This is a genomic window from Neoroseomonas oryzicola (assembly GCF_012163135.1).
In the GTDB taxonomy this organism is placed as follows: domain Bacteria; phylum Pseudomonadota; class Alphaproteobacteria; order Acetobacterales; family Acetobacteraceae; genus Neoroseomonas; species Neoroseomonas oryzicola.
Genome location: NZ_JAAVUP010000010.1, coordinates 76,226 through 101,786 on the forward strand (window position 1 = coordinate 76,226; position 25,561 = coordinate 101,786).

The following is a 25,561-nucleotide window of genomic DNA, read 5'->3' on the forward strand; positions in this document are numbered from 1 at the left end:
AGCCGCAGCGGAGGGACCATGACCCGCCTGATCGACCATGCCGACGCGCCGCCCGAGGTCCGGGCGGTCTATGACGACATCAAGGCCCGGCGCGGCGTCCCCGACGTGAACAACTTCTGGAAGGCGCTCGCCATCCACCCGCCCACGCTCGCCCGCACCTGGGAGAGCCTGAAGGAGGTGATGGCCCCCGGCGCGCTCGACCCGCTGACCAAGGAGATGCTGTACCTCGCCGCCTCGGCCGCGTCGGGCTGCACCTACTGCATCGCCTCCCACACAGCGGCGGCGAAGGCGAAGGGCATGACGGAGGCGATGCATGGCGAGTTGCTCGCGGTGATCGCCATGGCCGCCGAGACGAACCGCCTGGCCGAGGCGCTGCGCGTGCCGGTCGACCCGGCCTTCGAATAGCCCCGCTACGCGGCGGCGCCCCGCCCGCGCATCGCCGCCGCATAGACGCCGAGCGCGGTGACGCAGATCGCGAGGAATCCCGCGGCGGTCAGCAGCGGGGCCGCCGGCGCCCCGGTCAGGTCGCGCACGAAGCCCGCGAAGGGCGGCAGCAGCGCAAGGCCGAGGTAGAACAGCGTGTAGTGGACGCCCATGCCGAAGGCCCGGCTCTCGGCCGAGAGCGCGCGGCCGGCGAAGGCCATGATCAGGCTCGAGGGCGGGGCCGCCAGCAGGCCGAAGGCCGGCAGGGTCAGCCAGGCCGGCGCCCCGGCCGCCGTCGCCGCGAGCGCGCCCACCATGCCGAGCAGGCACAGCACGCAGACCAGCATCGGCCGGCCGAGCCGTTCCGCGATCGCCCCGCCCATCGGCTGCAGCGGCAGGATGGAAAAGCCGATCAGCGAGGCGAGCGCCCCGGCCTCGGCGCGGCTCAGCCCCTGTGCGACCAGGAATGCCGGCGTGAAGCCCACCGCGACGGCGAAGGACGCGTTGTAGCCCGCCCAGACGACGCCGAGCGCGATCAGCGGCCGCCATTCCTCGCGCAGCAGCCACATGCGCCGCTGCGTGGCCGCCTGCGGCCCGCCGCCCTGCACGGTCAGCATCACCAGCACGAAGGCGAGCGAGCAGAACCCCGCCGACAGCCACAGCCCCGTCCGCCAGTCCTGCCCCAGCATCGGCAGCACCAGCAGCGCGAGGCCGATGCCGAAGGGCCAGGCCATCAGCATCATGCCCATGGCGAGCGCGACCGCCGCACCGCTGAAGCGGTCGAGCACCATCTTCGCCCCGGCGATGGTGAGCAGCGCGCCGCCCACGCCCGAGACGAGCCGCCCGGCGAGCGCCGCGGTGAAGTCCGGCGCCAGCGCGAGGACCACGCCCCCCAGCGCCATCAGCCCGACCCCGCCGAGCAGCACGACGCGGTCGCCGAAGCGCGCCAGCAGCCAGCCGGCCGGCAGGGCGACGAAGACGCCGGCCAGCGAATAGGTGCCGATCAGGGTGCCGAGCGCCGCCCAATCCGCGACCAGGCCGCCGATCAGCAGCGGCCCGAGCGCGCCGACCACCTGCAGCTGCGCGCCCATCGAAACCCGCGCCAGGGCCAGCACCCCGACGTCGCCCCAGCGACCAAGACTCATGCGACGCTGCTTATGCGTCGTGGCGGCGGGCAGCAATGGGGCGACGCATGAAAAAGGGCGCGGCGGATGTGCCCGCCGCGCCCCCTTCGCTCACCCGCCGAGGCGGGTCATGTTCAGTTGATGCGCTCGCCGTGCATCGTCACGTCGAGGCCCTCGCGCTCCTCTTCCTCGCTCACGCGCAGGCCGATCACCACGTCGGTGATCTTGAGGATGATGAAGGTCGCCACCGCGGTGAAGACGATGGTCGCGCCGACCGCGGTGCACTGCTTGATGAACTGCTCCATCCCGCCCGGGCTGCCGTCCGGCGCGGCCGTCGTCGCCGAGAGCGGCCCGTAGGAGAGGAAGCCGACCAGCAGCGCGCCGACGATGCCGCAGATGCCATGCACGCCGAAGGCGTCGAGGCTGTCGTCGTAGCCGAGCGCATGCTTGAGCGCGGTCGCGCCCCACAGGCCCGCGAGGCCCGCGACCAGGCCGATGATCAGCGCCGCACCCGGCAGCACGAAGCCCGCCGCCGGGGTGATGGCGACCAGGCCCGCCACCGCGCCCGAGATCGCGCCGAGCACCGAGGGCTTCCCCTTGATCATCCACTCCGCGAAGGTCCAGGACAGCACCGCGCCGCCGGCCGCGATCTGCGTGACCAGCATCGCCATGCCCGCGCGCCCGCCGCCCGAGGACCCGGCCGAGCCGGCGTTGAAGCCGAACCAGCCCACCCACAGAAGCGAAGCGCCGATCACCGCGAGGCCGAGGTTGAACGGCGCCATGTTCTCGCTGCCGTAGCCCACGCGCTTGCCGAGCACGATCGCCGCGACCAGGCCTGCCACGCCGGCGTTGATGTGCACGACCGTGCCGCCCGCGAAGTCGAGCGCGCCGAGGCCGAACAGCCAGCCATTCGGATGCCAGACCCAATGCGCGATCGGGCTGTAGACCAGCAGCGTCCACAGGGTGACGAACATCACCAGCGCCGAGAACTTCATGCGGTCCGCCACCGCGCCGGTGATCAGCGCCGCGGTAATGATCGCGAAGGTCATCTGGAACATCAGGAAGATGCTCTCGGGGATGGTGAAGGCCACCGCCCCGTCGCCCGTGCCGAGCGTGAAGGGCTTGTCCCAGTTCTCCGAGATGCCGGACAGCAGGATCTTCGAGAAGTCGCCGACATAGGCCGAATAGGTGCCGCCGTCGCCGAACGCGATCGAATAGCCCGCCACCATCCAGAGCACCGTCACCAGCGCGGTGATGAAGAAGGACTGCATCATGGTGGCGAGCACGTTCTTCTTGCGGACCATGCCCGCGTAGAAGAGTGCGACGCCCGGCACCGTCATCATCAGCACGAGCGCGGTGGAGGTGAGCATCCAGGCGGCGTCGCCGGTGTCCACCTTGGCGTCTTCCGCCATCGCGGGCATCGCCGCGAGCATGAGGGTGGCCGCGGCCAGGCCGCAGCGCGCGAAGATGCGCTTCACTGTCGTCAGATCCTTTCCGGTCATGGTGCGGCGCCTCACAGGGCCGAGCCGTCGGTCTCGCCCGTGCGGATGCGCAGCGCGCGCTCCACATCGAGGACGAAGATCTTGCCGTCGCCGATCTTGCCGGTGCGCGCGGTCGTCGCGATCGCCTCGACCACCGCGTCGGCCAGCTCGTCCGGCACGGTGACCTCGATCTTCACCTTGGGCAGGAAGCTCACGTGGTATTCGGCACCGCGATAGATCTCGGTCTGGCCCTTCTGCCGGCCGAACCCCTTCACCTCGGTCACCGTCAGACCCTGCACGCCCAGCGGGGTGAGCGCCTCGCGCACCTCGTCAAGCTTGAAGGGCTTGATGACTGCCATCACCAGTTTCATGGCCCGTCTCGATCCTCTCCTGGGCGAACTGGGCAAGGTGGCTTCCAAGACCCGTGCCACAGCCGCGCGGCCCGTCCCCCGCAGGCTGAAAGACCCCCCGGCCATGGCGATGCCCGCGGATTGTGCGTCTGCCTAAAGCGCGCGCAGACTGGTGCGCGGGCGGGAGCGGCCTAGATTGGCGCCATGACCAAGCCCATCGACGTCGAGACCTGCATCATCGGCGCCGGCCCGGTCGGCGCCACCCTCGCCGCCGCGCTCGCCGCGGGCGGCGTGCGGACCGCCGTGGTCGACGCCGCCCCCCTGCCGCCCATGGAACTGCCGGCCTTCGACGGGCGCGCCTACGCCATCGCGCTGACCTCGAAACGGCTGCTGGCCGCCGCCGGCGTGTGGGACCGGCTGCCCGAGGAACCCTGCCCGATCCTCGCCATCCGCGTCGCGGACGGCCGGCCGGGCGAGCGCGCCTCCCGGCTGTCGCTGCATTTCGACCATGCCGAGGTGGGCGAGGACCCCTTCGGCTGGATGGTCGAGGCCCGCGCGCTGCGCGTCGCGCTCAACGCCCGCCTGCCCGCCCTGCCCGGCCTGTCGGTCTTCGCGCCCGCCCAGGCGACGGTCGAGCGGTCTGCCTTGGGCGCGATCATCCGCCTGTCATCCGGGCAGGAGATCCATGCGCGGCTGGTCGTCGGCGCCGAGGGCCGCAATTCGCCGCTGCGGCGCGAGGCCGGCATCCCCGCGACGCGGCTCGACTACCACTGCATGGGCATCGTCGGCGCCGTCGCGCATGAGAAGCCGCACCACAACGTCGCACTGGAGCAGTTCCTGCCCCACGGCCCCTTCGCCCAGCTGCCGATGCAGGGCATCCCCGGCCATCCGAACGTCAGCGCCATCGTCTGGACCGAGCGCACCGCCATCGCGAAGGCGGCGCTCGCCATGGACGATCCGGCTTATGGGCGGCAGATCGCCGCGCGGATGGGCGACCACCTCGGCGCCGTCACGCCGATCGGGCGCCGCTGGTCCTATCCGCTCTCGGCCATGCATGCGGAACGCTACGTGGCCGAGCGCCTGGCCCTTGTCGGCGATGCCGCGCACGGCATCCACCCGATCGCGGGCCAGGGCCTCAACCTCGGCTTCCGCGACGTCGCGGCGCTGGCGGAACTGGTGATCGAGGCGGTGAACGCCGGCGAGGATCCGGGCGCCGCCGCGCTGCTCGCGCGCTACCAGGCGGCGCGGCGGCCCGACGGGCTGCTGATGCTCGGCGCGACCCATGCGCTCGAACGGCTGTTCACCTCGCGCCTGCCGCCGGTGCGCCTCGCGCGGCGCCTCGGCATCGCGGCGGTGGACCGGATGCCGCGGCTGAAGCGCTTCTTCGCGCAGCGGGCGATGGGCTTCGGCAGCACGACGGGCGGGCTGCTCGGCGGGCAGACGCTGGCGGGCGCGGACTGACACGCCCGCGCCGCGCGGGCTCAGTCGAGCCGGATGTTCTGCCGCTCGATGATGCCCTTGAACAGGTCGCGCTGTTCCTGGAGGTAGCCCGCGAAAGCCGCCGGGCCGCGCGGCGCGGGCTCGACGAAGATGCTCTCGAAGCGGCCGCGCACGGTCGGGTCGGCCATGCCCGTCTCGACCTCCTGCGCCAAGCGGTCGGCGATCGGCGCGGGGGTGCCGGCGCGCGCCACCAGGCCCACCCAGGCGCCGGCGTCGAAGCCCTCGAAGCCCGGCGTGCGGGCGAAGGGCGCGATGTCGCGCGCGAGGCTCGTGCCGTCCTTCAGCGAGACGCCGAGCGCCTTCAGCGCGCCCTGCCGCACCAGCGGGTAGGTCGCGGCCATGGTCTCGATCGAGTAGTTGATCTGCCCGCCGATCAGCGCGGTCATCGACGGCGCGCTGCCGGCGAAGGGCACATGCAGCGCATCGATCCCGGCGCGGGCGTTGAACGCCTCGATGATCAGGTGCGCCGTCGCGGCGGTGCCCGAGGAGCCGAAGGAATAATGCCCCGGGCGCGCCTTCATCAGCGCGACGAATTCCGCGACGGTGTTCGCCGGGAAGTCGGGCTTCACGACGAGCAGGTAGGGCGAGACGCCCCACATCGCGATCGGCGCCAGGTCGCGCGACGTGTCGTAGGGCAGGCGCTGCAGCAGCGGCGAGATGGTGAAGGGCCCCGAGGACCCGGCGAGCAGCGTGTATCCGTCGGGCGCGGATTTCGCGACGACGTCGGTGCCGATGGTCCCGCCCGCGCCGGCGCGGTTCTCGGGCACCACGGGCTGGCCGAGCTTTTCCTGCAGGCGCTGCGCGATGACGCGGCCGGCGAGGTCCGTCGCCTGGCCCGGCGGCCAGGGGATGACCATGCGGAGCGGACGGTTCGGCCACGGCGCCTGCGCCGCGGCGATACCCGGCAGGCCAAGGGCGGTGAGCGCGAATGTCGCGCGGCGAGTGATGCGCATGCCTGACGTCTCTCCCAAGTCAATGGGCGGGTTGGCCCGCTCCTGTGCCCGCTACAGCACGCCGCGCCCCGCGCCACAAGGGCGGGGCACGGCGCGGGTTCAGCGCGGCGGCATTTCCGAGATGATGAGCTGCGTCGGCACGCCGCGGCCGCGATCGTAATGACCGACCCAGATGTCGTACTGGCCCGACATCGGCTGGCGGAAGACCATGCCCGGATTGGTGCCGATGAAGTCGTCGTTGCAGACCCACTGCCCGTTCGGGAGGTTGACCACCAGCGTCACGTCGAAGCGCGACTGCGCGGCGATGTAGAGGGGCAGCCCGCCGCCCGCCTGGTAGTTCAGCCGCACGTCGGGCGCCTGCGCGATGGACCCCACGCAGCCCGCGCCGCCGATGCGCTCGGCGGGGATGTTGCCGCCCGCGGTCACGTTCACCACGAAGGGGTCGGGGGCGAAGTTGAAGCGCAGGTTCGCCGTGCCGAAGGACGGCGGCATGTTGTAGTTCTGCGCGGCCACGCCGCCCGCGCCGATGGCCAGAAGTGCCGCGGCGCCGAGCAACATTCGTCTCGAAAACATGTCCAGTCCTCCAATTTTTGGGCGGACGGGATCATTCCGCCGGTGGCCGGCGGCGGCAAGTGGATTCCGCGTGACCGGAGCGTCATCCGGCCCGCATGCCGGCTTTTGCCTGAGGGCTGCAGCGCGCGCGCCACAAGGGGCCGCCGGGGCATGTTCCGATCACGCAGCGCCGGGGTCGCGCCGCGCGGGGCGGAAGCGGCCGAGGGCTACGCGCGCGCCACCAGGCGCGGATGCGGCCCGTCCTCGAGCACCAGGCCAGCGAGCACCGCGTCGCGCACCCGCGCGCGCACGACCTTGCCCTGTGCGTTGCGCGGCAGTTCCGGCAGCGCGATCCAGGCCCGCGGCCGCTTGTGGCGCGCGAGCGAGGCGACGCGCCCCTCCACCTCCGCCTCCCAGCCCGGCGCAGGGGCTTCGGCGACGCCGACGATCACCTCGCCCCAATAGTCCGACGGGATGCCGAGCACGCAGATCGCCCGCCCACCCGCCGCGCCGTCGAGCACGGATTCGATCTCGCCGGGATGCACGCGGTAGCCGCCGGTCTTCATCACATCCGCCGCGCGGCCCGACAGGCGCAGCCGGCCGCGCGCATCGATGGCGCCGAGGTCGCCGGTGCGATGCCAGGCGCCGGGCGGGCGCGCCGCGAAGCCCGCCGCCGTGATGGTGCCGGCATTCATGTGCCGCCCGCGCAGCCAGATCTCCCCGGCCTCGCCCGGCGGCAGCGCCGCGCCGTCCTCGCCGCGGATGTCGATCTCGACGCCCGGCGCCGGCCAGCCGAGGCAGGCGCCGAGGCCCGCATCGGGAGCGGCCATCACCTCCGCGACCTCGGGCGGTTCGAGCACGGTGATGGGGTTGAAGCATTCGCTCATGCCGTAGGTGATGCGCACCACCGGGCCGAAGGCCTCGGCCGCGCGGCGCCACAGCTCCCGCGACAGCGTCGAGGTGCCGGTGAAGATGCAGCGCACGCCCTCGAAGCGCCGCCCGGGGAACAGCGAGAGGATCTTCGCGAGCACCGTCGGCGGGGCGAAGATCGCGGACGGCCCGGCTTCGAGCACCGGCAGCACGGCCTCGGCCTTCACGCCGTCCTGCAGCACCACCTCCGCGCCCTGCTCCAGCCAGGCGGCGCTGATCAGGGAGGCGCCGTGCACGAAGGGCGTCATCAGCAGCACGCGGTCGCCGCGGCCGGGCGTGAAGGGCAGCACCGCCCGCTGCAGCAGGTGCGCCGTCCAGCGCCCGCCATGGGTGTGCACGATGCCCTTGGGCCGGCCCGTGGTGCCCGAGGTGAACAGGATCCGCCCCCAGGCCTCGGCCGGCACCGCGGGCAGCCGCGCCGCCGGGGGTTCCGGCGCGATCTCCTCGATCGCCCAGGGCTCGAGGCCGAGCGCTGCGAGCCGCGCGCCCTGCGCCGCCGGGGCCATGACGCAGCGGAAGCCCGCGAGTTCGGCGAACCAGCCGATCTCCGCATCCGTCGAATGGGCGTTCACCACCACCTCGCAGGCGCCCGAGATCGTGACGCCCGCGCTGACCCAGGGCGCGTCGACGCCGTTCGGCACAAGTGTGGCGACCGGCGCGCCGGGGGCGACGCCCGCCGCCTGCAGCCGCCGCGCCAGCGCATGCGCGCGCGCCGACAGCGTCGCGAAATCCATCGTGGCCGCGCCGTCGGTGACCGCGACACGGTCCGCGAAGCGCGAAGACAAGGTGAGAAGGTCGTTCGACCAGGCAATTCCATCCCGCATGGCGCGGAGGTTCGTCGCCGCGGCGCGGCGCGTCAAACCGCGGGGGGCTTGATCGCCGCGCGCAAGGCGGGCGGGATGCGTGCAACACCCGGAGGAACGACCATGGACCCGCTGCGCCACCCGACCCTGCCCGAGGGCATCCGCAGCCGCTTCGTCGAGGACATCAACGGCCTGACGATGCACCTGCTCGAGGCCGGCGAGGCCGGGCGCCCGGCGCTGCTGCTGCTGCACGGCTTCCCCGAGCTCGCCTATTCCTGGCGCAAGGTGATGCTGCCGCTCGCGGAGATGGGCTTCCACGTCATCGCCCCGGACCAGCGCGGCTATGGCCGCACCACCGGCTGGGACGATTCCTACGACGCGGACCTCCGGCCCTTCGCGATGCTGAACCTGATCCGCGACCAGCTGGCGCTGCTCGGCGCGCTCGGCATCGAGCATGTCCATGCCGTGATCGGGCACGATTTCGGATCGCCGGTCGCGGCGCATTGCGCGCTGGTGCGCCCCGACGTCTTCCGCCGCGTCGCGCTGATGAGCGCGCCGCATGCCGGCGCGCCGCGCATCGGGGACCATCGCTCGGCCGCGGTCACGCGGGTGTCGCCGGCGCTCGCCGCGCTGCCGCGCCCGCGCAAGCACTACCACTGGCACTATGCGCAGCGCGGCGCGAACGGAGAGCTGATGGCCTGCCCGCAGGGCCTGCACGCCTTCTTCCGTGCCTACTACCACCACAAGTCGGGCGACTGGGCCGGCAACGACGTCCATCCGCTGAAGGGCTGGACCGCCGAGGAACTCGCGAAGCTGCCGACCTACTACGTGATGGACCTGGCGGAGACGATGCCCGAGACGGTCGCGCACGAGATGCCCTCGCCCGCGCAGATCGCCGCCTGCGCCTGGATGACCGAGGCGGAGATGGCGGTCTACGCGCAGGAATACGGCCGCAGCGGCTTCCAGGGCGGGCTCAACTGGTACCGCACGCGCTTCACCGGCACGAACATGGAAATGGAGGCCTTCGCCGGCCGGCGCATTGACGTGCCCGCCACCTTCATCGGCGGCGCGCGCGACTGGGGCATCCACCAGGGACCCGGCGCGCTCGAGGCGATGGCGACCACCGCGACCTCGGACTGGCGCGGCACGCATCTGGTGCCCGGCGCCGGCCATTGGGTGCAGCAGGAGAAGCCGGAGGAGACCGTGGCCTTGCTGCGCGACTTCCTGCGCTGAGCCGAGGAGCCACGGCGCGACACACGCATGACGCGAATCGCCCAGGGACTCTGTTTCCGATACGCGAATCACGTGATTCGTGAGGTCGCGTCAGTATTTGTTTTGAGAATTCTCGCGGAAGATTGACCGTTTTGAGAGGGGCGCGGCTTCTGAATCCTTAAGTAACGCGCGGCAATCCGTGATTGATATCGGGTCGCAGAATCGCAACGCGACCGTGACCAAACCCGCCGCCCCACCCTTCGCCGCATACGCTCCCGCCGCCTCCGCGCGGCGGGCGCGGCGCGTCCTGCGCCGGCTGCGGGCCGGACGGTCGCTGGCGATCTTCTCGGCACCGGCGCCTCTGCCCGCGATGGCCGAACCCGCCGAGACGGAGCGCGAGGGCCTCGCCCTCCCTTCGGCCTCCCCGGCCGGCGGGCGCGCGGCACCGCGCGCGGCGCGCCACGCCGCCGCTGCCGCGCCGCCGGTCCGGACCCGCAGCCGCACCCGCCGCCGTCGACGACGACCGGCGCCGGCGCATCCGCGCCCGGCGCCCCAATCCATCCCGACCTGATCCGGCGTCATCCCCGCCACGGCCTCCGTGAGCGCGCGGGCGGCGTCATGCCCAAACCCACGCCCTGACGGGCGACGCGATTGGATGAACCCATGTCCTGGTCCGCAGGCGGCCCCAGCAACGGCAACGACACCTTCACCGGCGGCCCCAACGGCGATTCGCCGGCCGGTGCGCAGAACGGCAACGACAGCCTCGTCGGCAACGGCGGCAATGACTCCCTGCGCGGCGAGGGCAACAACGACACCATCCGCGGCGGCGAGGGCAACGACACGCTGCTCGGCGGCAACGGCAGCGACTGGCTGTTCGGCGATGCCGGCAACGACCGGCTGCTCGGCGACGGCCAGGGCGGCGACGGGTCCGAGGCCGACACCATGGACGGCGGCACCGGCAACGACACCATCATCGCCGTCGACGGCAACGACAGCGTGCTCGGCGGCGACGGCAACGACAGCCTGGTGCTCGCCGGCGGCAACGACACCGGCCTTGGCGGCGCGGGCAACGACACGATCGATGCCGGCAGCGGCAACGACATCCTCGACGGCGGCGCCGACAACGACCGGCTGATCGGCGGGTCGGGCAACGACAGCCTCTTCGGCGGCGCGGGCGCGGATTCCCTCGACGGCGGTTCGGGCGACGACACGCTGCAGGGCGGCGCCGGCGCCGACACCTTCGTCGATTCCGGCGGCGTCGACGAACTCTCCTACGCCTCGGACACGGTCGGCGTGACCGTGAACATGCAGCTCGGCACGGCGAGCGGCGGCGACGCCCAGGGCGACGTCTTCGCCGGCAACACCTTCGAGAACCTGCGCGGCGGGTCGGGCAACGACTTCCTCACCGGCAGCACGCACTACGACAACATCATCTATGGCGAGGGCGGCAACGACACCATCGTCACCAACCTCGGCGACACCGCCTATGGCGGCGCGGGCGACGACAGCATCTACGGCTCGCCCGAATCCGGCAGCGGCAACGAGGACGTGCTGTTCGGCGACGACGGCAACGACATCATCGTCGCGCGCGGCGGCACCGACACCGTCTTCGGCGGCGCCGGCGACGACACCGTCATCGCCGGCAACGGCGACGGCATCGACAGCCTCGACGGCGGCAGCGGCAACGACACGCTGCTGCTGCGCAACTGGGCCGGGCCGAACATCAACACCGACGACATCGCGAGCGGCACCTACGGCAACTGGACCGTGAGCGGCGCCACCGGCACCGACGCCCTGCGCACCTTCACCTACAGCGACGGCACCGTCCTGCGCGTCCGCGACTTCGAGGCCATCGTCTGCTTCACCGAGGGCACGCTGATCACGACGCCGCGCGGCGAGGTCCCGGTCGAGGCGCTGCGCGCCGGCGACCAGGTGCTGACCCTGCATGACGGCCCCGTGATCCGGCCGCTCGTCTGGACCGGGCGCACCAGCGTCGACGTCGCGCGCCATCCCGATCGCGTGAAGGTCGCCCCCGTGCGCATCACCGCCGGCGCGCTCGGGGACGGCGTGCCGTTCCGCGACCTCGTGGTCTCGCCCGACCACGGCATCCTGCTCGACGGCCACCTGGTGCCCGCCGGGCTGCTGGTGAACGGCACCACCATCCTGCGCGAGACCTGGCATCGCCGCGTGACCTACTACCACCTCGAGATCGAGGGCCACGGCCTGCTGGTCAGCGAGGGCGCGGTCACCGAGACCTACCTCGACGACGGCAACCGGCACCTGTTCGACAATGCCGCGCTCGCCACCGTCGCGGTCGACTTCGCGGCCTATCGCGGCAATGGCCGCTATGCCGCGGCCGCCTGCGCGCCGCTGCTCGCCGAGGGCGACCTGCCGCTCACGGCGATCCGCGCACGCCTCGCCGGACGCGCCGCCGCGGCGGGCCCCCGCCGAAGCGCGCGCGGCTGAACCGTGGACGGGGGGGCGGGGGCCATGGACCCGACGCAGGGGCCGCGCCGGCGCGACGGCCAGGGACCGGACGGGCGGCGGGACACCACCCGCGCCCGCCCCGACCCGCGCGACGCCCGCGCCTGGGCGACGCATCCGGTGTATGTTTCGCCGCGCGGGGGGCCGGTGCGGATGCCGGCCGCCCCGTCCCGCAACCGCTCCGAGACCTCCGTGCCGCTCGAGAATCTGACGACGCTCGCGAATCCCGTCCGCCACGAGGCCAACAACCTCCTGGCCGCGATCTCGGGCACGGTCGACATCCTGCTCCGCACCGCGGCGACGGATCGCGACCGGGCGCGGGCGTCCCGCCTGCGCGAGGCGACCGACCGGCTCGAGGCGCTGCTGAAGGCCTACCTTTCCCTCGCCGCGCCGCCGGCGGGCGAGGACGGGATCGACGGCGCGCAGATGCTCCAGCTCATGCGCCCGCTGCTGGTGCTGACGATCGGGCCCGGCCGGTTGGTCGAGATCGAGGCCGCGCCCGGCCTGCCGCGCCTGTCGGTCTCGCCGACGATGCTGCAGGCGAGCCTGCTGCGCCTGGCGCGCGAGGCCGCGGCCGCGGCGCCCGCCGGCGCGATCCTGCGCGTCACGCTCACCCGCGCGGAGGACGGCGTCGCCCTCTCGGTCGCATCCGATCCGGAAGGCGCGGGGCCGGCGCCGCTGCTGCTGCACCCGTCCGGGGGATGACCCCCGGACCGGCGCCGCGGCTCAGGTGCGGATGCCGAGCAGCGTGTAGGCCGGGCAGAAGCGCGTCACGCCGGTCGCGAGCGGCACCAGGCCGACCAGGCCCCACCAGCCGAGCGGACCGAACACCCCGGCCGCGAGGATCGCGAGCCCCGCCACGATGCGGAGCACCCGGTCGACACTGCCCACGTTGCAACTCATCGTTCCGATCCTTCATCCCGCCGGCACCTGCCGGCCATGCGCCGTCTCTGCGCCCGCCGGCAAGGCGCGTCGGTGATGAAGTCACGCGAGGCCGTCGCCGTCCTTGATCCGCGTCAGCCGCGGCAGGTCGAGCACGACGACCGCCCCGCGCTCGGTGCGCACCAGCCCGCCCTTCGCGAAGGCGGCGAGGCGACGGCTCACCACCTCGCGCGCCGTGCCGATGTCGGTCGCGATCTCCTGCTGCGTCGCCGCCACCGTCCCGCACGCGCGCTCGGCCAGGTAGGCCGCGAGCCGCGCATCGACGCTGCGGAAGGAGAGTTCCTCGATGCGGCCCATCAACGCGCCGAGCCGCCGCGCGAAGCCGGCCAGGACAAACGTGCGGAAGCCGGCGCTCTCCTCGACCAGCCGCGCGAAGACCGGCGCGGGCAGCAGGATCCCCGCGCACTCCGTCTCCGCCGTGCCTTCCGCCGAATAGACATCGGCCGAGAACAGGCAGGAGGTGGTGATGGCGCAAGGTTCCCCCGGCACCACCCGGTAGAGCAGCAGGGCGTGGCCGTCCTCGGCGATCAGGTCGACCCGCACGCGGCCGGTACGCAGCAGCACGAAGCCGCGACAGGGATCGCCAGGGCGGAACAGCACCGCGCCGGCCGGCGCCGACAGCGGCAGCGCGGCCTCCGCGATGCGGGCCCGCGCCGCGGCGTCGAGCGTGGCCGGAAGGCCGGGCAAGTCGTCCGGCACGGGCCGGCCCTGGGATGGCGTCTCCATATGTGAGAGACTACGCAGCAAGGTGACCGAGGGGGAGCCGCCGATGTGCTGGTCGATGGAGGCGACCGTCGGGATGGTCGCCCTCGGCACCGTCGCGACGGCCGTGACGATCCGCCAGGAGCAGCCCGCGGCCATTCCCGCGTCCATCGCCTGGTTCACCCTGATGGAGGCGCTGCAGGTCGCCGGCCACGCGACGGCCGACGACTGCGCCCTGCCGGCGAACCAGGTCGCGACCGTGCTGTCCTACCTGCACATCGCCTTCCAGCCCTTCTTCATCAACGCCTTCGCCATGGCGCTGATCCGCGGCACGGTGCGCCCGGCCGCCCGCATCGGCGTCTGGGCCATCTGCGGCCTGTCGGCGACCTCGATGCTGCTGCAGCTCTACCCCTTCGACTGGACGGGCCGCTGCCCCCAGGGCTTCGGCCTCTGCGGCGCGCCGCTCTGCACCGTCTCGGGGTCCTGGCACATCGGCTGGCAGGTCCCCTTCAACGACCTGCTGGGACCGCTGAGCGCCCTGCCATGGTCGTTCGGGGGGCATCTCGACTATTTCGCCGCGGCCTTCCTGGTGCCGCTCGCCTACGGCGCCTGGCGCTTCGTGCTGTGGCACGCCCTGTCCGGGCCGGTGCTGGCCACCCTGCTGACCCACGACCCGCGGGAGATGCCCGCGGTCTGGTGCCTCTTTTCCATAGGGATCGTGCTGATCGCCCTCAGCCCCTGGGTGCGGGAGCGGGTCTCCTCGCCCGGCTGGCGGCCCCTTGCGGTGCCGTCGTGACACAGGCCGGCGTGTCGCGGCGGCCACGCCCCGCCGCGGTGGCGTGGTCCGGGCGGGGGAAAGCGATGCATCCCAGCATCTTCGCGTGTAGGATTATGACGTCGTCTGAATATTGATCCTCCATGCCCCGTGCCGCCCTTTCCGATGATGTGCGCCGTTCCGGCCGCCTGAGCGGCGCGACCTTCCGCTTCGCCTCCCCGGCGGTGCGGGCGGTGCTGCGCCGGCGGATGAACGAGCTTGCCGGCGTGCTGGTGGCCCTTGCCGCCGTCGCGCTGCTGGTCGCGCTCGCGACGCACAACCCGTCCGACCCCTCGCTCAACACCGCGACCGACCGCGCGCCGACCAATCTCGCGGGCCATCCGGGGGCGATCATCGCGGACCTGCTGCTGCAGACCTTCGGCTTCGCCGCGGCGCTGCCGGTCCTGGCCATGCTGGCCTGGGCATTCCGGCTCGCGACGCAGCGCGGCTTTGGGTCGGTCGCGGGGCGGATCGGCGGGCTGGTGGTCGGCCTGCCGCTGGTCGCCGCCGCGCTGACACTGGTGCCGATGCCGGCCAATGTGCCGGTCGACGCCGGTCCAGGCGGCGCCGCCGGGCTGGTGCTGTCCTCGGCCATCGTGGACAGCCTGGCCGGCTGGCTGGGCCCGCTGGGCGGCATGGCCGCGAGCGCGCTGCTGTCCGTCGCCGCGGTCGGGTCGGCCTTCATCGCCTGCGGCCTGACCTTCGGCGAATGGCGCGGCGCGGGCCGCGTGGCCGTCGGCGCCGGCCAGGTCGCGGTCGGCGCAGCCTGGAGCGGTGCCGCCGCCCTGCGCCGCACCCCCGGTCCGCTGGAGGCGCCGGTCGAAGCCGAGGAACCGCCCCGCGCCCCGCTTTCCCGCCCCACTCGGCCGGGCCTCTTCGTCCGCCTCGGCGCCCGCCTGCGGACCGCGCGCGACGGCGCCGGTGCGATGCTGCGGCGGGAACCGCGGGAGACCTCCCTCGGCGCCATGCTGCGCGCCGCGGACGAGGCCGCCGCGGCCGTCCCGCCGAGCCCCGCCGCCCCGCCCCCGCCCCTGCCGGGCGAAGAAGGCGACATCCGCCGCGGCACCGAGCCCGAGGCGAAGCCGCGCCTCGCCCCGCGCACCCGCGTCACGACGCCGGCCGCCGACCGCCCGCGCCGCGTGCCGGAACAGCGTGCGCTGGATCTCGGCCCCGGCTGGCGCCTGCCGCCGCTCGACCTGCTGACCGAGGCGCCGGCCAAGCGCACCGGACGGCCGTCGGAGGAATCCCTGCAGGCCAATGCGCGCCTGCTGGAATCGGTCCTCGAGGACTACGGCGTGCGCGGCCGCATCGCCGAGATCCGCCCGGGCCCGGTCGTCACGCTGTATGAACTGGAACCCGCGCCGGGGACGAAATCCTCCCGCGTCATCGGCCTCGCCGACGACATCGCGCGGTCGATGTCGGTCATCGCGGTGCGCATCGCGACCGTCCCGGGCCGCAACGTCATCGGCATCGAGATGCCGAACGCCAAGCGCGAGACGGTCTACCTGTCCGAGATGTTCGTCGACGAGGGCTGGGCGCGGAACCAGGGGCGGCTGCCGCTCGCCCTCGGCAAGGACATCGGCGGGGCGCCGGTCATCGCCGACCTCGCGCGCATGCCGCATCTGCTGATCGCGGGCACCACCGGGTCGGGCAAGTCGGTCGGGATCAACACCATGATCCTGTCCCTGCTCTACCGCTTCGGGCCCGACGAGTGCCGCTTCATCATGATCGACCCGAAGATGCTGGAACTGTCGGTCTATGACCGCATCCCGCATCTGCTCGCCCCCGTCGTCACCGAGCCGCCCAAGGCGATCGGCGCGCTGAAGTGGACGGTGCGGGAGATGGAGCGCCGCTACCGCGCCATGTCGCAGCTCGGCGTGCGCAACATCGGCGGCTACAACGAGAAGGTGGCCGCCGCGCGCGCCCGCGGCGAGGTGCTGACGCGCAAGGTGCAGACCGGCTTCGACCCGGACACCGGCAAGCCGGTCTTCGAGGAACAGCCCCTCGCGCTCGAACCCCTGCCGATGATCGTCGTCGTCATCGACGAGATGGCCGACCTGATGATCGTCGCCGGCAAGGAGATCGAGGCCGCGGTGCAGCGCCTGGCGCAGATGGCGCGCGCTGCCGGCATCCACGTCATCATGGCGACGCAGCGCCCGTCGGTGGACGTCATCACCGGCACCATCAAGGCGAACTTCCCGACCCGCATCTCCTTCCAGGTGACGTCGAAGATAGACAGCCGCACCATCCTCGGCGAACAGGGCGCGGAGCAATTGCTCGGCCAGGGCGACATGCTGTTCATGGCCGGCGGCGGGCGCGTGACGCGCGTGCACGGCCCCTTCGTCACCGACAACGAGGTCGAGCGGGTGGTCGAGCACCTGCGCGAGCAGGGCGAGCCCGCCTATATCGAGGAAGTCACCGAGGAAGCCGACGACGACGCCGGCGCGCTGCCGGGGATGCTGGGCGGCAACACGGATGCCGAATCCTCGCTCTACGACCAGGCGGTCGCGCTGGTGACGCGGGAGGGCAAGGCCAGCACCTCCTTCGTCCAGCGCCACCTGAACATCGGCTACAACCGCGCGGCCAAGCTGATCGAGCAGATGGAGAAGGAAGGCGTGGTCGGGCCGGCGAACCATGTCGGCAAGCGCGAGGTGCTGGCGCCGGGGCCGCGGGACTGAGGATCGCAGGGGCGTCGCCTGTCGCCGGGGTCGCCTCTCGCAGCCCGGGGTCGTCGCGATGGTCGATGGAACCCGCGCAGGCTCAGGCGCCCGCTTCCGTCCCGTCCTCGGGCAGGGCGAGCCGGTAGCCGAGCCCCCGCACCGTCTGCACCACGACCCCCGCCCCGGCCGCCGCGAGCCGGCTGCGCAGCCGGTGGACGCAGACCTCGACCGCATTGGGCTGCAGCACGCGGTCGATCCCCGCGAGGCGGCCTTCCAGCGCCTGCTTCGCCACCGGTCGCGGCACGTTGCGCAGCAGCGCCTCGAGCAGCGTGCGTTCCCGCGGCGGCGGATCGAAGGGCGCGCCGCCCACCGTCAGCTCCCGGCTGACCGGATCGAAGGACAGCGCACCGAGCGTGAGCGGCGTGACGTCCCGCGACCCGCGCCGCTGCAGCGCCTTGAGGCGCGAGACGATCTCCGCGAGCGTCACCGGCTTCACCGCGTAGTCGTCGGCGCCGAGGTCGAGGCCCTGGCAGATCTCCTGCACCGTGCCGCGTGCCGTCATGATCAGCACCGGGGGGGATCCCGGGCGCGTGCGCAACTGCCGCACGAGGTCGAGCCCGTCCCCGTCCGGCAGCCCGCGATCGAGCAGCACCACGTCGTAGTCGCCGGTCATCGCCGCGGCCTCGGCTTCCTCGAGCGTGCCGACGCCTTCCGATTCCCAGCCCGCGCGACGCAGCCCCTCCGCCAGGAGGTCGCGAAGCCGCTCGCTATCCTCGACGATCAGAACCCGCATGCGATCCCGTCTGTCTCCACAAGCCGTGCCGACCGGATGACATCGTGGCCATGTGCCGGCGCGCCGCCCGTCCGACATACACGCAGGGCGGGTCGGCGGGCTAGACTGGGCCATGCCCGCCGCCCGTGACACGGACGACCGCCCGAGCCTGCTGCGGCAGCTTGCCGCCATCCATCTCTGCCTTGGGCTCATCGCCCTCGTCGTCGGCGCCATCGTGCTGCAGACGACGCTGACGGACGTGGTGTGGGACCAGCACCGGCGCAGCCTGCTCGCCTCGGGCCAGGACGTGATGCAGCGCCTGCGGCGCGAAGGCGTCGATGGCCTGCACCGCCCGCTGCCGCCCGAGACGAACCGCCGCTTCGACGCCGCGACGGGCTCGATGCGCTACGCGGTGCTGTCGCCATCCGGCGATGTCCTCGCGATCTCTCCCGGCGCCCAGGACGTCCTGCCCCGGCGGGAGGATGGGCACCTCGCGCCCTTCTTCCGGGCAGGCGCCGACGGCTCCAACGTCTGGGGCATCACCGAGCGGCTGAACACCCCGCGCGGCCCCGTCACCGTGCAGATCGCGCAGGACATGGACCGGTCCTACGTGGTGGTCGACGACATCGCCCCGGCGGCGTTGTGGCCCATACTGACGGTGCTGGCGATCGGCTCGCTGCTGCTGTTCGGGGCCAACGCCCTGCTGCTGATCCTGATGCTGCGCCCGATCCGCCGCGCGGCGGCCGAGGCGGCGCGGATCGGCCGCGGCACCACCGCGCGGCTGAGCGAATCCGGCCTGCCGGACGAGATCCGCCCGATGATCGCCGCGGTGAATGGCGGCCTCGACCGCCTCGACGAGGCATTGACCTGGCAGCGCGCCTTCTCGGACGAGGTCGCGCACGAGCTGCGGACGCCGCTCGCGATCATGCTGGCCGAGCTGGAGCTGCTGGACCCCGGCCCTGCGCGCGACCGGCTGCAGCGCGACATCGAAGGCCTGTCGCAGCTCGTGAGCGATCTGCTCGAGGCCGCGGAGGCGTCGCGCGACCTGCCGGTCGGCGACACGCCCTTCGACCTGGTAGAGCTGGCGCGCGAGGCGGCAGAGCGGCTCGCCGGCGTCGCCGAGCGCGCCGGGCACGCGATCGTGCCGCCGCCGGCGAGCGCGCCGCGCCTCGTCCGCGGCAATCGCGACGCCATCGGCCGCGCCCTGCGCAACCTGCTGGAGAACGCGCTGGCGCATTCCCCGCCCGGTGCCCCCGTCGACGTGGTGCTGCCGGAATCGTTGGCGGACGAGGTCTCGGTCGGGATCGCCGACCATGGCCGCGGCGTGCCGGCGCCGGAGCGCCAGAAGGTCTTCCGCCGCCACTGGCGCGCCGGCGACAGCCACCGGCCCGGCCTCGGCCTCGGGCTGTCGATCGTCGAACGGGTGGTGCGCGCCCACAACGGTCGCGTCGAGGTCGGGGACACGCCGGGCGGGGGCGCCCTGTTCACGATCACCCTGCCCTCGGCGATCCACCACCCGGCGCCGCTGCCGCAGGATGCGCGGCAGCGCCAGCCCGCGACGGCGGACGGCGCGGCCGGCTGACGGCCCCGGTCAGTCCGCCGTGGCGGCGCGATCGACGAACAGCGCGCCGCCGGTCACCACGCGCGCGCCGGGGGTGACACCTTCGGTCACCTGCACCAGGTTGCCGTCGCGCTGGCCGGTGCGGACCGGGCGCAGGATGAAGCGCGTATCCTCCAGCGCCTCCCAGACCGAGGCCTCGGCACCGCGATAGATCAGCGCGCCGGAGGGAACCGCCACCGATCCCTGGCTGTCGCCGACCGCGATGCGGAAGGAGGCGAACATCTCGGGCTTCAGCACATGGTCCGGGTCGGCGATCGCCGCGCGCACCGGCAGCCGGCGCGTCGACGCATCGAGCGCATTCGCCACATGCTCGATCCGCGCGGGGAAGCTGCGGCCGGGCAGCGCATCGACGCTGACCTGCACCGCCTGGCCCACATGCACCAGCGGCGCGTCGAGTTCCCGCACCGCCGCGACCAGCCAGACATCGGACAGGTCGGCGATGGTGAAGACCGGATCGGACCCGCCGGCATTGAGCCACTGGCCCGGACCCACGCGGCGCTGCACGACGGTGCCGGCGAGCGGCGCGACGACGGGCACCACGGCGTTGACGCGGCGCGTGCGCTCGATCTCGGCGATGGTGTCCGCATCGCGGCCGAGGACGCGCAGGCGGTCGCGCGCGGCGGCCAGCGATGCCTCCGCGGTGCGAAGGTCGGCCTGGGCGTTCTGGAAGTCGGCCTCGGCCTGTTCCACGTCGCGCCGGGCAGCGGCGCGCACCGCGAACAGGTCGCGCTGCCGCGCCTCGTTGCGGCGGGTGAGCTCGAGCTGGTTGCGTGCCCGCACCAGCTGGTCGCCCGCGGCGAGCAGGTCGTTCGCCGCGCCGGTCAGGTCGGTCGTCTCGATCTCGAACAGCACGTCGCCGGCCTTCACGGCCTGGCCGGGCTGCGCGACGACGCGCACCACGCGGCCATTGTAGGGCGGATAGACCGGGGTCGAACGATCCTCGTTGTAGGCGATGCGGCCCTCCGCGACGCGCTCGGGGCGGAAGTCGCGCATCGCCACCGGCTCGATGCGCAGCATCCGCGCCTCGGCCGGGGAGAGGCGGAAGCTGCCGTCGGGCAGGCGCGTGCTGGTCGTCGCGGCCTCGGCCGGCGCGACGATCGCCGGCGCGTGCTCGAGCTTGAACCACGCGGCGGCGCCACCCGCGGCGGCGAGCGCGACGGCGCCGAGCAGCAACGCGCGACGGCGCGGGCGCGCAGCGGGGGGCACGGCCGTATCGGCCGGGGTCATGGGGCTGGCTTCGGCCTTCGGCGCCTCGGCCGGGGGAGCGATATGCATCAGAGCCGAACCTTCCATCTCTCGGTGCGCGGCATCGCGATACGACCGACCGCGCGCGGAGTCCGTGGTCTTCGGGCAAGCTTGTGCCGTATGCCGCTTACGCCTTCCTTACGGCATGGCGGCCGCGCGGAGTGCAGCCTTACAGCTGGCTTTCAGCGCGATCCGCCCTCTTGCGGGCCTCGATCGGCGCAGCCTAGTCCATGTCGCCCGGTGCGCTGTTGCACCGCCGGAGTTCGTCCCGTGCAGCACATCGTCGCCTTCTCGCTCGAGCGCCGCCCGCTGGTGCTGCTGCTGTTCGCCGTCTTCCTCGTCGTCGGCGCCGTCGGCTTCCGCTCGCTCAACATCGAGGCCTATCCCGACCCGGTCCCGCCGACCGTGGTGATCATCACGCAGAACCCGGGACAGAACGCCGAGGAGATCGAGCGCACCATCACCATCCCGATCGAGGTGGCGATGTCCGGGCTGCCGAACCTGACGACGGTGCGCTCCACCTCGCTGTTCGGCCTGTCGGACGTGCGGGTGCAGTTCAACTTCAACTACACCTACGACGAAGCGGTGCAGCAGGTGCTCAACCGGCTCGGCCAGCTCTCGGGCCTGCCGGAGGGCGCCCAACCCGGCATCTCCCCGGCCTCGCCGATCGGCGAGATCATGCGCTACCGCCTGGTCGGCCCGCCCGGCTTCGCACTGGACGACCTCAAGACGCTGCAGGACTGGGTGCTCGACCGCCGCTTCAAGCGCGTGCCCGGCGTGATCGACGTGACCACCTTCGGCGGCCTGTCCAAGACCTATTCCGTCGAGGTCGACCTCGGCCGGATGCGCGCCCTCGGCCTCGAGCTGCCGACCGTGGTCGACCAGATCCGCCGAGCCTCCGTCAATGTCGGCGCCGGGACGATGAACCTTGGCCCGCAATCCGTCGTGGTTCAGGGCGTCGGCCTGATCCGCTCGCTCGACGACCTCCGCGCCGTCGTGCTCGGCAGCCAGAACGGCGTGCCGGTGCTGCTGTCGGACATCGCGACGGTGCAGACGGGCAACCTGCCGCGGCTCGGCATCGCGGGGCACGAGAACGACGACGACGTGGTGCTCGGCGTCGTGCTGATGCGGCGCGGCCAGCAGACCCTGCCGACCATCCATGGCGTCCAGGAAGCGGTCGCCGAGATCAACGGCGGCGGCGTGCTGCCGCCGGGCGTGCGGCTGGTGCCGCTTTATGACCGCGAGGATTTGGTCGCCACCACGACCAAGAAGGTCGTGAAGAACATCATCGAGGGCGTGCTGCTGATCCTGGTGATCCAGTGGCTGTTCCTCGGCGATTTCCGCGGCGCGCTGGTCATCGCCGCCACCATCCCCTTCGCCTTCTTCTTCGCCGTCCTGATGATGCTCGGACGCGGCGAGAGCGCGAACCTGCTCTCGGTCGGCGCGCTCGACTTCGGCCTGCTGGTCGATGCGACCGTCATCATGGTGGAGAACATCTTCCGCCACCTCTCGCTCGCGCGGAAAGCGCCAGGCGGACCGCATCCCGTGGCCAAGACCGTCCTGCGCGCGGCGAACGAGGTCGGGCCCGCCATCTTCTTCTCGGCGCTGATCATCCTCGCGGCCTTCATCCCGCTCTTCACCATGGGCGGCATCGAGGGACGCATCTTCGGCCCGATGGCCAAGACCTACGCCTATGCCATCGCCGGCGCGCTGATCGCGACCTTCACCATCACCCCCGCGCTGTCCGCCACGCTGTTCAAGGCCGATACCGAGGAACGCGACACGCTGATCATGCGCTGGATCCGCCGCGGCTTCGACGCGACCTTCGCGGCGGGCATGCGCCGGCGCCTCGTCACCCTCGGCCTCGCGGCGATGATGGTCATCTCCTCCATGGGCATCCTCACGCGCCTCGGCGCCGAGTTCCTGCCCACGCTCGAGGAAGGCTCGATCTGGCTGCGCGCGACCATGCCGAGCACGATCTCGCTCGAGGAAGGCAACCCGGTCGCCAACCGCATCCGCCGAGTCCTGATGGAATTCCCCGAGGTCATCACCGTCACCTCCCAGCAGGGCCGCCCGGACGACGGCACCGACAGCGCCGGCTTCTTCAACGCGGAATTCTTCGTCCCCCTCGTTCCCCAGGAACGCTGGACCACGGCGCATGACCGCGACGGCCTCGTCACCGCCGTCAACAACCGCCTGTCGCGCGAATTCCCCGGCGTCGAGTTCTCCTTCTCCCAGACCATCTCCGACAACGTCCAGGAAGCGGCCTCGGGCGTGAAGGGGGCCAATGCGGTGAAGGTGATCGGGCCCGATCCCGCCGTCGCGTCGCGCATCGCCGAGCAGATCCGGCGCGAGCTGGCGCAGGTGCAGGGCGTGGCGGATCTCGGCGTGCTGCTCTCGGTCGGGCAGCAGACCATGTCCATCACCGTCGACCGCGCCCGCGCGGCACGGCAGGGCCTCGCGGTCGGGGACGTCAACGCCGCCCTCGCCGCCGCCGTCGGCGGCCAGGAGGCCGGCCGCTTCTACGAACCCGGCGGCGACCGCAACTTCCCCATCGTGGTGCGCCTGTCGTCGCAATACCGCGACGGCATCGACGCCATCGGCCGCATTCCGGTCGGCGGCAATGCGACCCTCGCCGACGTGGCGCGGATCGAGCTGATCTCGGGCCCGTCCTACATCTACCGCGAGAATTCCTCCCGCTACGTGCCGGTGCGCTTCTCGATCCGCGAACGCGACCCGGCGAGCGCGGTCACGGAGGCGCAGGAACGCGTCGCGCAGAACGTCCGGCTCCCGGATGGCTACCGCCTCGAATGGGTGGGCGAGTTCCGCAATCTGCAGCTCGCGGTCGCGCGTCTGACCGTCGTGGTGCCGGTCGCGCTCGCGGTCATCGCGGTGCTGCTCTACATCGCCTTCGGCCGTCTGACGCAGACGCTGATGGTCTTCGCCATGCTGCCGCTGTCGATCTCGGGCGGCGTGCTCGCGCTGGCACTCGCGGGGCTAAACTTCTCGGTGCCCGCGGCGATCGGCTTCCTCGCGCTGCTCGGCATCACGGTGATGGAAGCGATCATCTTCCTCACCCATTTCCAGCACCTGCGCGACCATGAGGGCCTGGCCTGGGCGCGGGCGCTGGCACAGACCGGCACGGACCGGCTGCGCCCGGTGATGATGACCTGCTTCGCCTCCTTCTGCGGCCTGCTGCCGATGGCGATGGCGCACGGCATCGGCGCGGACGTGACCAAGCCGCTTGCCATCGTGGTCGTCGGCGGCATCGGCCTGGTGCCGCTCTTCATCCTCGTGGTGCTGCCCGCGGCGGTGGACCTCGTGATGCGTCCGCGGGGCGAGGACGAGGACGAGGGCCTCGAGCCCGCAGCCCACGCCCACCCCGCCCCCCGCCCTGCGGAATGACCGGCCGAGACGGACACCCAACGCCATGATCCGCCCCTTGCTGATCGCCCTCGCCGCCGCGACCGCGGCGACGGCGGCCCAGGCCCAGACCCCCGTCATCACGCCAGCCCCGGCGCCCGAGGCCGCCGCGCCGGCGGCGATCCCCGCGCCGGCGGTGCCCGCAGCCCAGGCGCCGCTGCCCATCACGCTGCCGAGCCTGACGCTCGCCGAGGCCGAGGCCCTGCTGCTCGAGCGCAACCTGGCCCTCGCCGCCGCGCGCCGCGGCGTGGACGTCGCGCGGGCGCAGGTGCTGGTGGCCGATACCTCGCCCGCGCCGACGATCGGCTACAACCAGGTGGTCGGCCAGTGGAGCGAGCAGTCGCGCCTCAGCGGCCAGTACGGCGCGCGGGGCGTCTCGCCCCTCAACAACGCGCAGGCGACCTTCTCCGTCCTGATCGAGACCGGCGGCAAGCGGGAGCTGCGCACGCGCGTCGCGCGCGAAGGCGTCTCCGCGGCGGAGGCGCAGCTCCTCGACACGCTGCGCGGCGAGGTCTTCGCGCTCCGCCAGGCCTTCTTCGCCGGGCTCGAGGCGCGGGCCAACCTGCAGGTGGCACTGGCCAACCGCCAGGCGCTGAACGAGACGGAGGGCCTGCTGCGCCGCCAGGTGCAGCAGGGCCAGATCCCCGAGGCCGACCTGCTGCGCTTCCAGGCGAGCCGCCTGCCCTTCGAGCAGGACCTCGCGGCGGCCGCGCAGGCCTACGTCGCCGCGGTCGCGCAGGTGGCGGTGCAGCTCGGCACCGACGCGACGCGCCAGCGACCGCAGGGGGCGTCGCACGATCCGCTCGCGCCCATTCTGGCGCCGCTGCCCTTCGACCTGCGCGGACGGCTCGATGCGCGGGCGAGCGAGCCGCCGCCGCGCGAGCAGCTCGCGACCGCGGTCGCCAACCGGCCCGACGTGCTCGCCGCGGCGCGGATCGCCGGCGCGGCCGCGGCGAATGCGCGCCTCGCGGAAGCCGGCCGCTCGCGCGACGTCACCCTGAACGCGAGCCTGGGCCGGACCGAGCTGAGCCAGGACCTGCCGAGCGGCTCGCGGACCGCCTTCGCGTCGAACCAGGTCGGCATCGGCGTCTCGATCCCCATTTTCACGCGCCGCCTGACGGACGGGACGGCGGCCGCGGCGACGGCGCTGCAGGGCCAGGCCGAGATGCAGGCGCGGCTCGTGCTGACCCAGGCGCAGGCCGATGTGGCGACGGCCTGGGCCAGTTACCTCCAGGCGCGCCAATTGCTGACCCTGACCACCGCCCAGGCGCTGCGCCGGGCCGAGGAGGCCTACCAGTCGACCGAGGCGGCCTACCGCGCCGGCGGGCGCACGCTGCTCGACGTGCTGGACGCGCTGCGCACGCTGAACGCGACCCGGGTCGCGGCGAATGGTGCGCGGGCGCAGATGCTGCGGGCGCTGGCGGGCCTCGAGCAGGCGAGCGGCGTCGCGGGGATCGCGCCGCGGCCCTGAATGGCGCGAAGGCAGCTGGTCCGGATCACCCCGGAGCCGCCGCCGGTATCGGTTTCCAAAGGCCCTTCGGCCTTTGGCGGGGTGAGCCCGAGAGGGGCG

General features: G+C 72.8%; 20 protein-coding genes. 10 read left to right on the top strand and 10 right to left on the bottom strand.

Annotated features, from left to right (window positions below; translation table 11 throughout):
- The first annotated feature begins 18 nt into the window (after positions 1-18).
- Positions 19-405 (top strand): carboxymuconolactone decarboxylase family protein, encoded by a 387-nt coding sequence (locus tag GWK15_RS21235; protein WP_168043398.1) that lies wholly within the window; start codon positions 19-21, stop codon positions 403-405.
- A 5-nt stretch (positions 406-410) separates the two neighbouring features.
- On the opposite strand, the gene GWK15_RS21240 is transcribed toward GWK15_RS21235, so the two are convergent.
- The 3 genes from GWK15_RS21240 to GWK15_RS21250 all read right to left on the bottom strand — a co-directional run bounded on the left by GWK15_RS21240 (position 411) and on the right by GWK15_RS21250 (position 3,399).
- The gene (locus GWK15_RS21240) at positions 411-1,568 is read right to left on the bottom strand and encodes an MFS transporter (RefSeq protein WP_168043399.1); all 1,158 of its coding nucleotides are present in this window, start codon (positions 1,566-1,568) and stop codon (positions 411-413) included.
- Between the two features lie 113 nt (positions 1,569-1,681).
- On the bottom strand, positions 1,682-3,049 hold the full coding sequence (locus GWK15_RS21245) for an ammonium transporter (protein ID WP_168043400.1): 1,368 nt from the start codon (positions 3,047-3,049) through the stop codon (positions 1,682-1,684).
- A gap of 11 nt (positions 3,050-3,060) precedes the next feature.
- Positions 3,061-3,399, bottom strand: coding sequence for a P-II family nitrogen regulator (locus GWK15_RS21250; RefSeq protein ID WP_137125843.1), 339 nt, complete (start codon positions 3,397-3,399; stop codon positions 3,061-3,063).
- A gap of 183 nt (positions 3,400-3,582) precedes the next feature.
- Here GWK15_RS21250 and GWK15_RS21255 point away from each other — a divergent pair, with 183 nt between their 5' ends.
- Positions 3,583-4,839, top strand: coding sequence for a UbiH/UbiF/VisC/COQ6 family ubiquinone biosynthesis hydroxylase (locus GWK15_RS21255; protein ID WP_168043401.1), 1,257 nt, complete (start codon positions 3,583-3,585; stop codon positions 4,837-4,839).
- Positions 4,840-4,859: 20 nt separating this feature from the next.
- Here GWK15_RS21255 and GWK15_RS21260 read toward each other — a convergent pair whose 3' ends face one another.
- The 3 genes from GWK15_RS21260 to GWK15_RS21270 all read right to left on the bottom strand — a co-directional run bounded on the left by GWK15_RS21260 (position 4,860) and on the right by GWK15_RS21270 (position 8,137).
- A complete protein-coding gene (locus tag GWK15_RS21260) occupies positions 4,860-5,831 on the bottom strand; it encodes a Bug family tripartite tricarboxylate transporter substrate binding protein (RefSeq protein ID WP_168043402.1) in 972 nt (323 codons plus the stop codon).
- Between the two features lie 99 nt (positions 5,832-5,930).
- The gene (locus tag GWK15_RS21265; protein ID WP_168043403.1) at positions 5,931-6,404 is read right to left on the bottom strand and encodes a peptidase S1; all 474 of its coding nucleotides are present in this window, start codon (positions 6,402-6,404) and stop codon (positions 5,931-5,933) included.
- Positions 6,405-6,610: 206 nt separating this feature from the next.
- A complete protein-coding gene (locus tag GWK15_RS21270) occupies positions 6,611-8,137 on the bottom strand; it encodes a class I adenylate-forming enzyme family protein (RefSeq protein WP_168043404.1) in 1,527 nt (508 codons plus the stop codon).
- Between the two features lie 102 nt (positions 8,138-8,239).
- Here GWK15_RS21270 and GWK15_RS21275 point away from each other — a divergent pair, with 102 nt between their 5' ends.
- The 3 genes from GWK15_RS21275 (at position 8,240) to GWK15_RS21285 (ending at position 12,517) form a co-directional block, all read left to right on the top strand.
- Positions 8,240-9,349, top strand: coding sequence for an alpha/beta fold hydrolase (locus tag GWK15_RS21275; RefSeq protein WP_168043405.1), 1,110 nt, complete (start codon positions 8,240-8,242; stop codon positions 9,347-9,349).
- A 642-nt stretch (positions 9,350-9,991) separates the two neighbouring features.
- Complete coding sequence (locus GWK15_RS21280; RefSeq protein WP_168043406.1) at positions 9,992-11,794, top strand: Hint domain-containing protein; 1,803 nt, start codon at positions 9,992-9,994, stop codon at positions 11,792-11,794.
- A gap of 24 nt (positions 11,795-11,818) precedes the next feature.
- Entirely contained in the window at positions 11,819-12,517 is a 699-nt protein-coding gene (locus tag GWK15_RS21285; RefSeq protein WP_168043407.1) for a nitrogen regulation protein NR(II), read from the top strand.
- 21 nt (positions 12,518-12,538) lie between these two features.
- Here GWK15_RS21285 and GWK15_RS21290 read toward each other — a convergent pair whose 3' ends face one another.
- Together GWK15_RS21290 and GWK15_RS21295 are read right to left on the bottom strand one after the other, a co-directional pair.
- Positions 12,539-12,715, bottom strand: a complete 177-nt coding sequence (locus tag GWK15_RS21290; RefSeq protein WP_168043408.1) for a YgaP family membrane protein — start codon at positions 12,713-12,715, stop codon at positions 12,539-12,541.
- Between the two features lie 81 nt (positions 12,716-12,796).
- On the bottom strand, positions 12,797-13,480 hold the full coding sequence (locus GWK15_RS21295; protein ID WP_168043409.1) for a Crp/Fnr family transcriptional regulator: 684 nt from the start codon (positions 13,478-13,480) through the stop codon (positions 12,797-12,799).
- 22 nt (positions 13,481-13,502) lie between these two features.
- Between GWK15_RS21295 and GWK15_RS21300 the strand changes: the two genes are divergently transcribed.
- Complete coding sequence (locus tag GWK15_RS21300; RefSeq protein WP_209442337.1) at positions 13,503-14,252, top strand: DUF5765 domain-containing protein; 750 nt, start codon at positions 13,503-13,505, stop codon at positions 14,250-14,252.
- Positions 14,253-14,374: 122 nt separating this feature from the next.
- Complete coding sequence (locus GWK15_RS21305) at positions 14,375-16,948, top strand: DNA translocase FtsK (RefSeq protein WP_168043410.1); 2,574 nt, start codon at positions 14,375-14,377, stop codon at positions 16,946-16,948.
- Between the two features lie 82 nt (positions 16,949-17,030).
- Here the strand turns inward: GWK15_RS21305 and GWK15_RS21310 are convergent, their stop codons facing one another.
- Positions 17,031-17,723, bottom strand: a complete 693-nt coding sequence (locus GWK15_RS21310) for a response regulator transcription factor (RefSeq protein WP_168043411.1) — start codon at positions 17,721-17,723, stop codon at positions 17,031-17,033.
- Between the two features lie 112 nt (positions 17,724-17,835).
- On the opposite strand from GWK15_RS21310, the gene GWK15_RS21315 reads away from it, so the two are divergent.
- Entirely contained in the window at positions 17,836-19,284 is a 1,449-nt protein-coding gene (locus tag GWK15_RS21315) for a sensor histidine kinase (protein ID WP_168043412.1), read from the top strand.
- A 9-nt stretch (positions 19,285-19,293) separates the two neighbouring features.
- Here the strand turns inward: GWK15_RS21315 and GWK15_RS21320 are convergent, their stop codons facing one another.
- Positions 19,294-20,598 (bottom strand): efflux RND transporter periplasmic adaptor subunit, encoded by a 1,305-nt coding sequence (locus GWK15_RS21320; protein WP_168043413.1) that lies wholly within the window; start codon positions 20,596-20,598, stop codon positions 19,294-19,296.
- Positions 20,599-20,838: 240 nt separating this feature from the next.
- Between GWK15_RS21320 and GWK15_RS21325 the strand changes: the two genes are divergently transcribed.
- Both GWK15_RS21325 and GWK15_RS21330 read left to right on the top strand, forming a co-directional pair.
- Positions 20,839-23,973 (top strand): CusA/CzcA family heavy metal efflux RND transporter, encoded by a 3,135-nt coding sequence (locus GWK15_RS21325; protein WP_168043414.1) that lies wholly within the window; start codon positions 20,839-20,841, stop codon positions 23,971-23,973.
- 25 nt (positions 23,974-23,998) lie between these two features.
- Positions 23,999-25,462, top strand: a complete 1,464-nt coding sequence (locus tag GWK15_RS21330) for a TolC family protein (protein ID WP_168043415.1) — start codon at positions 23,999-24,001, stop codon at positions 25,460-25,462.
- Positions 25,463-25,561 lie beyond the last annotated feature (99 nt).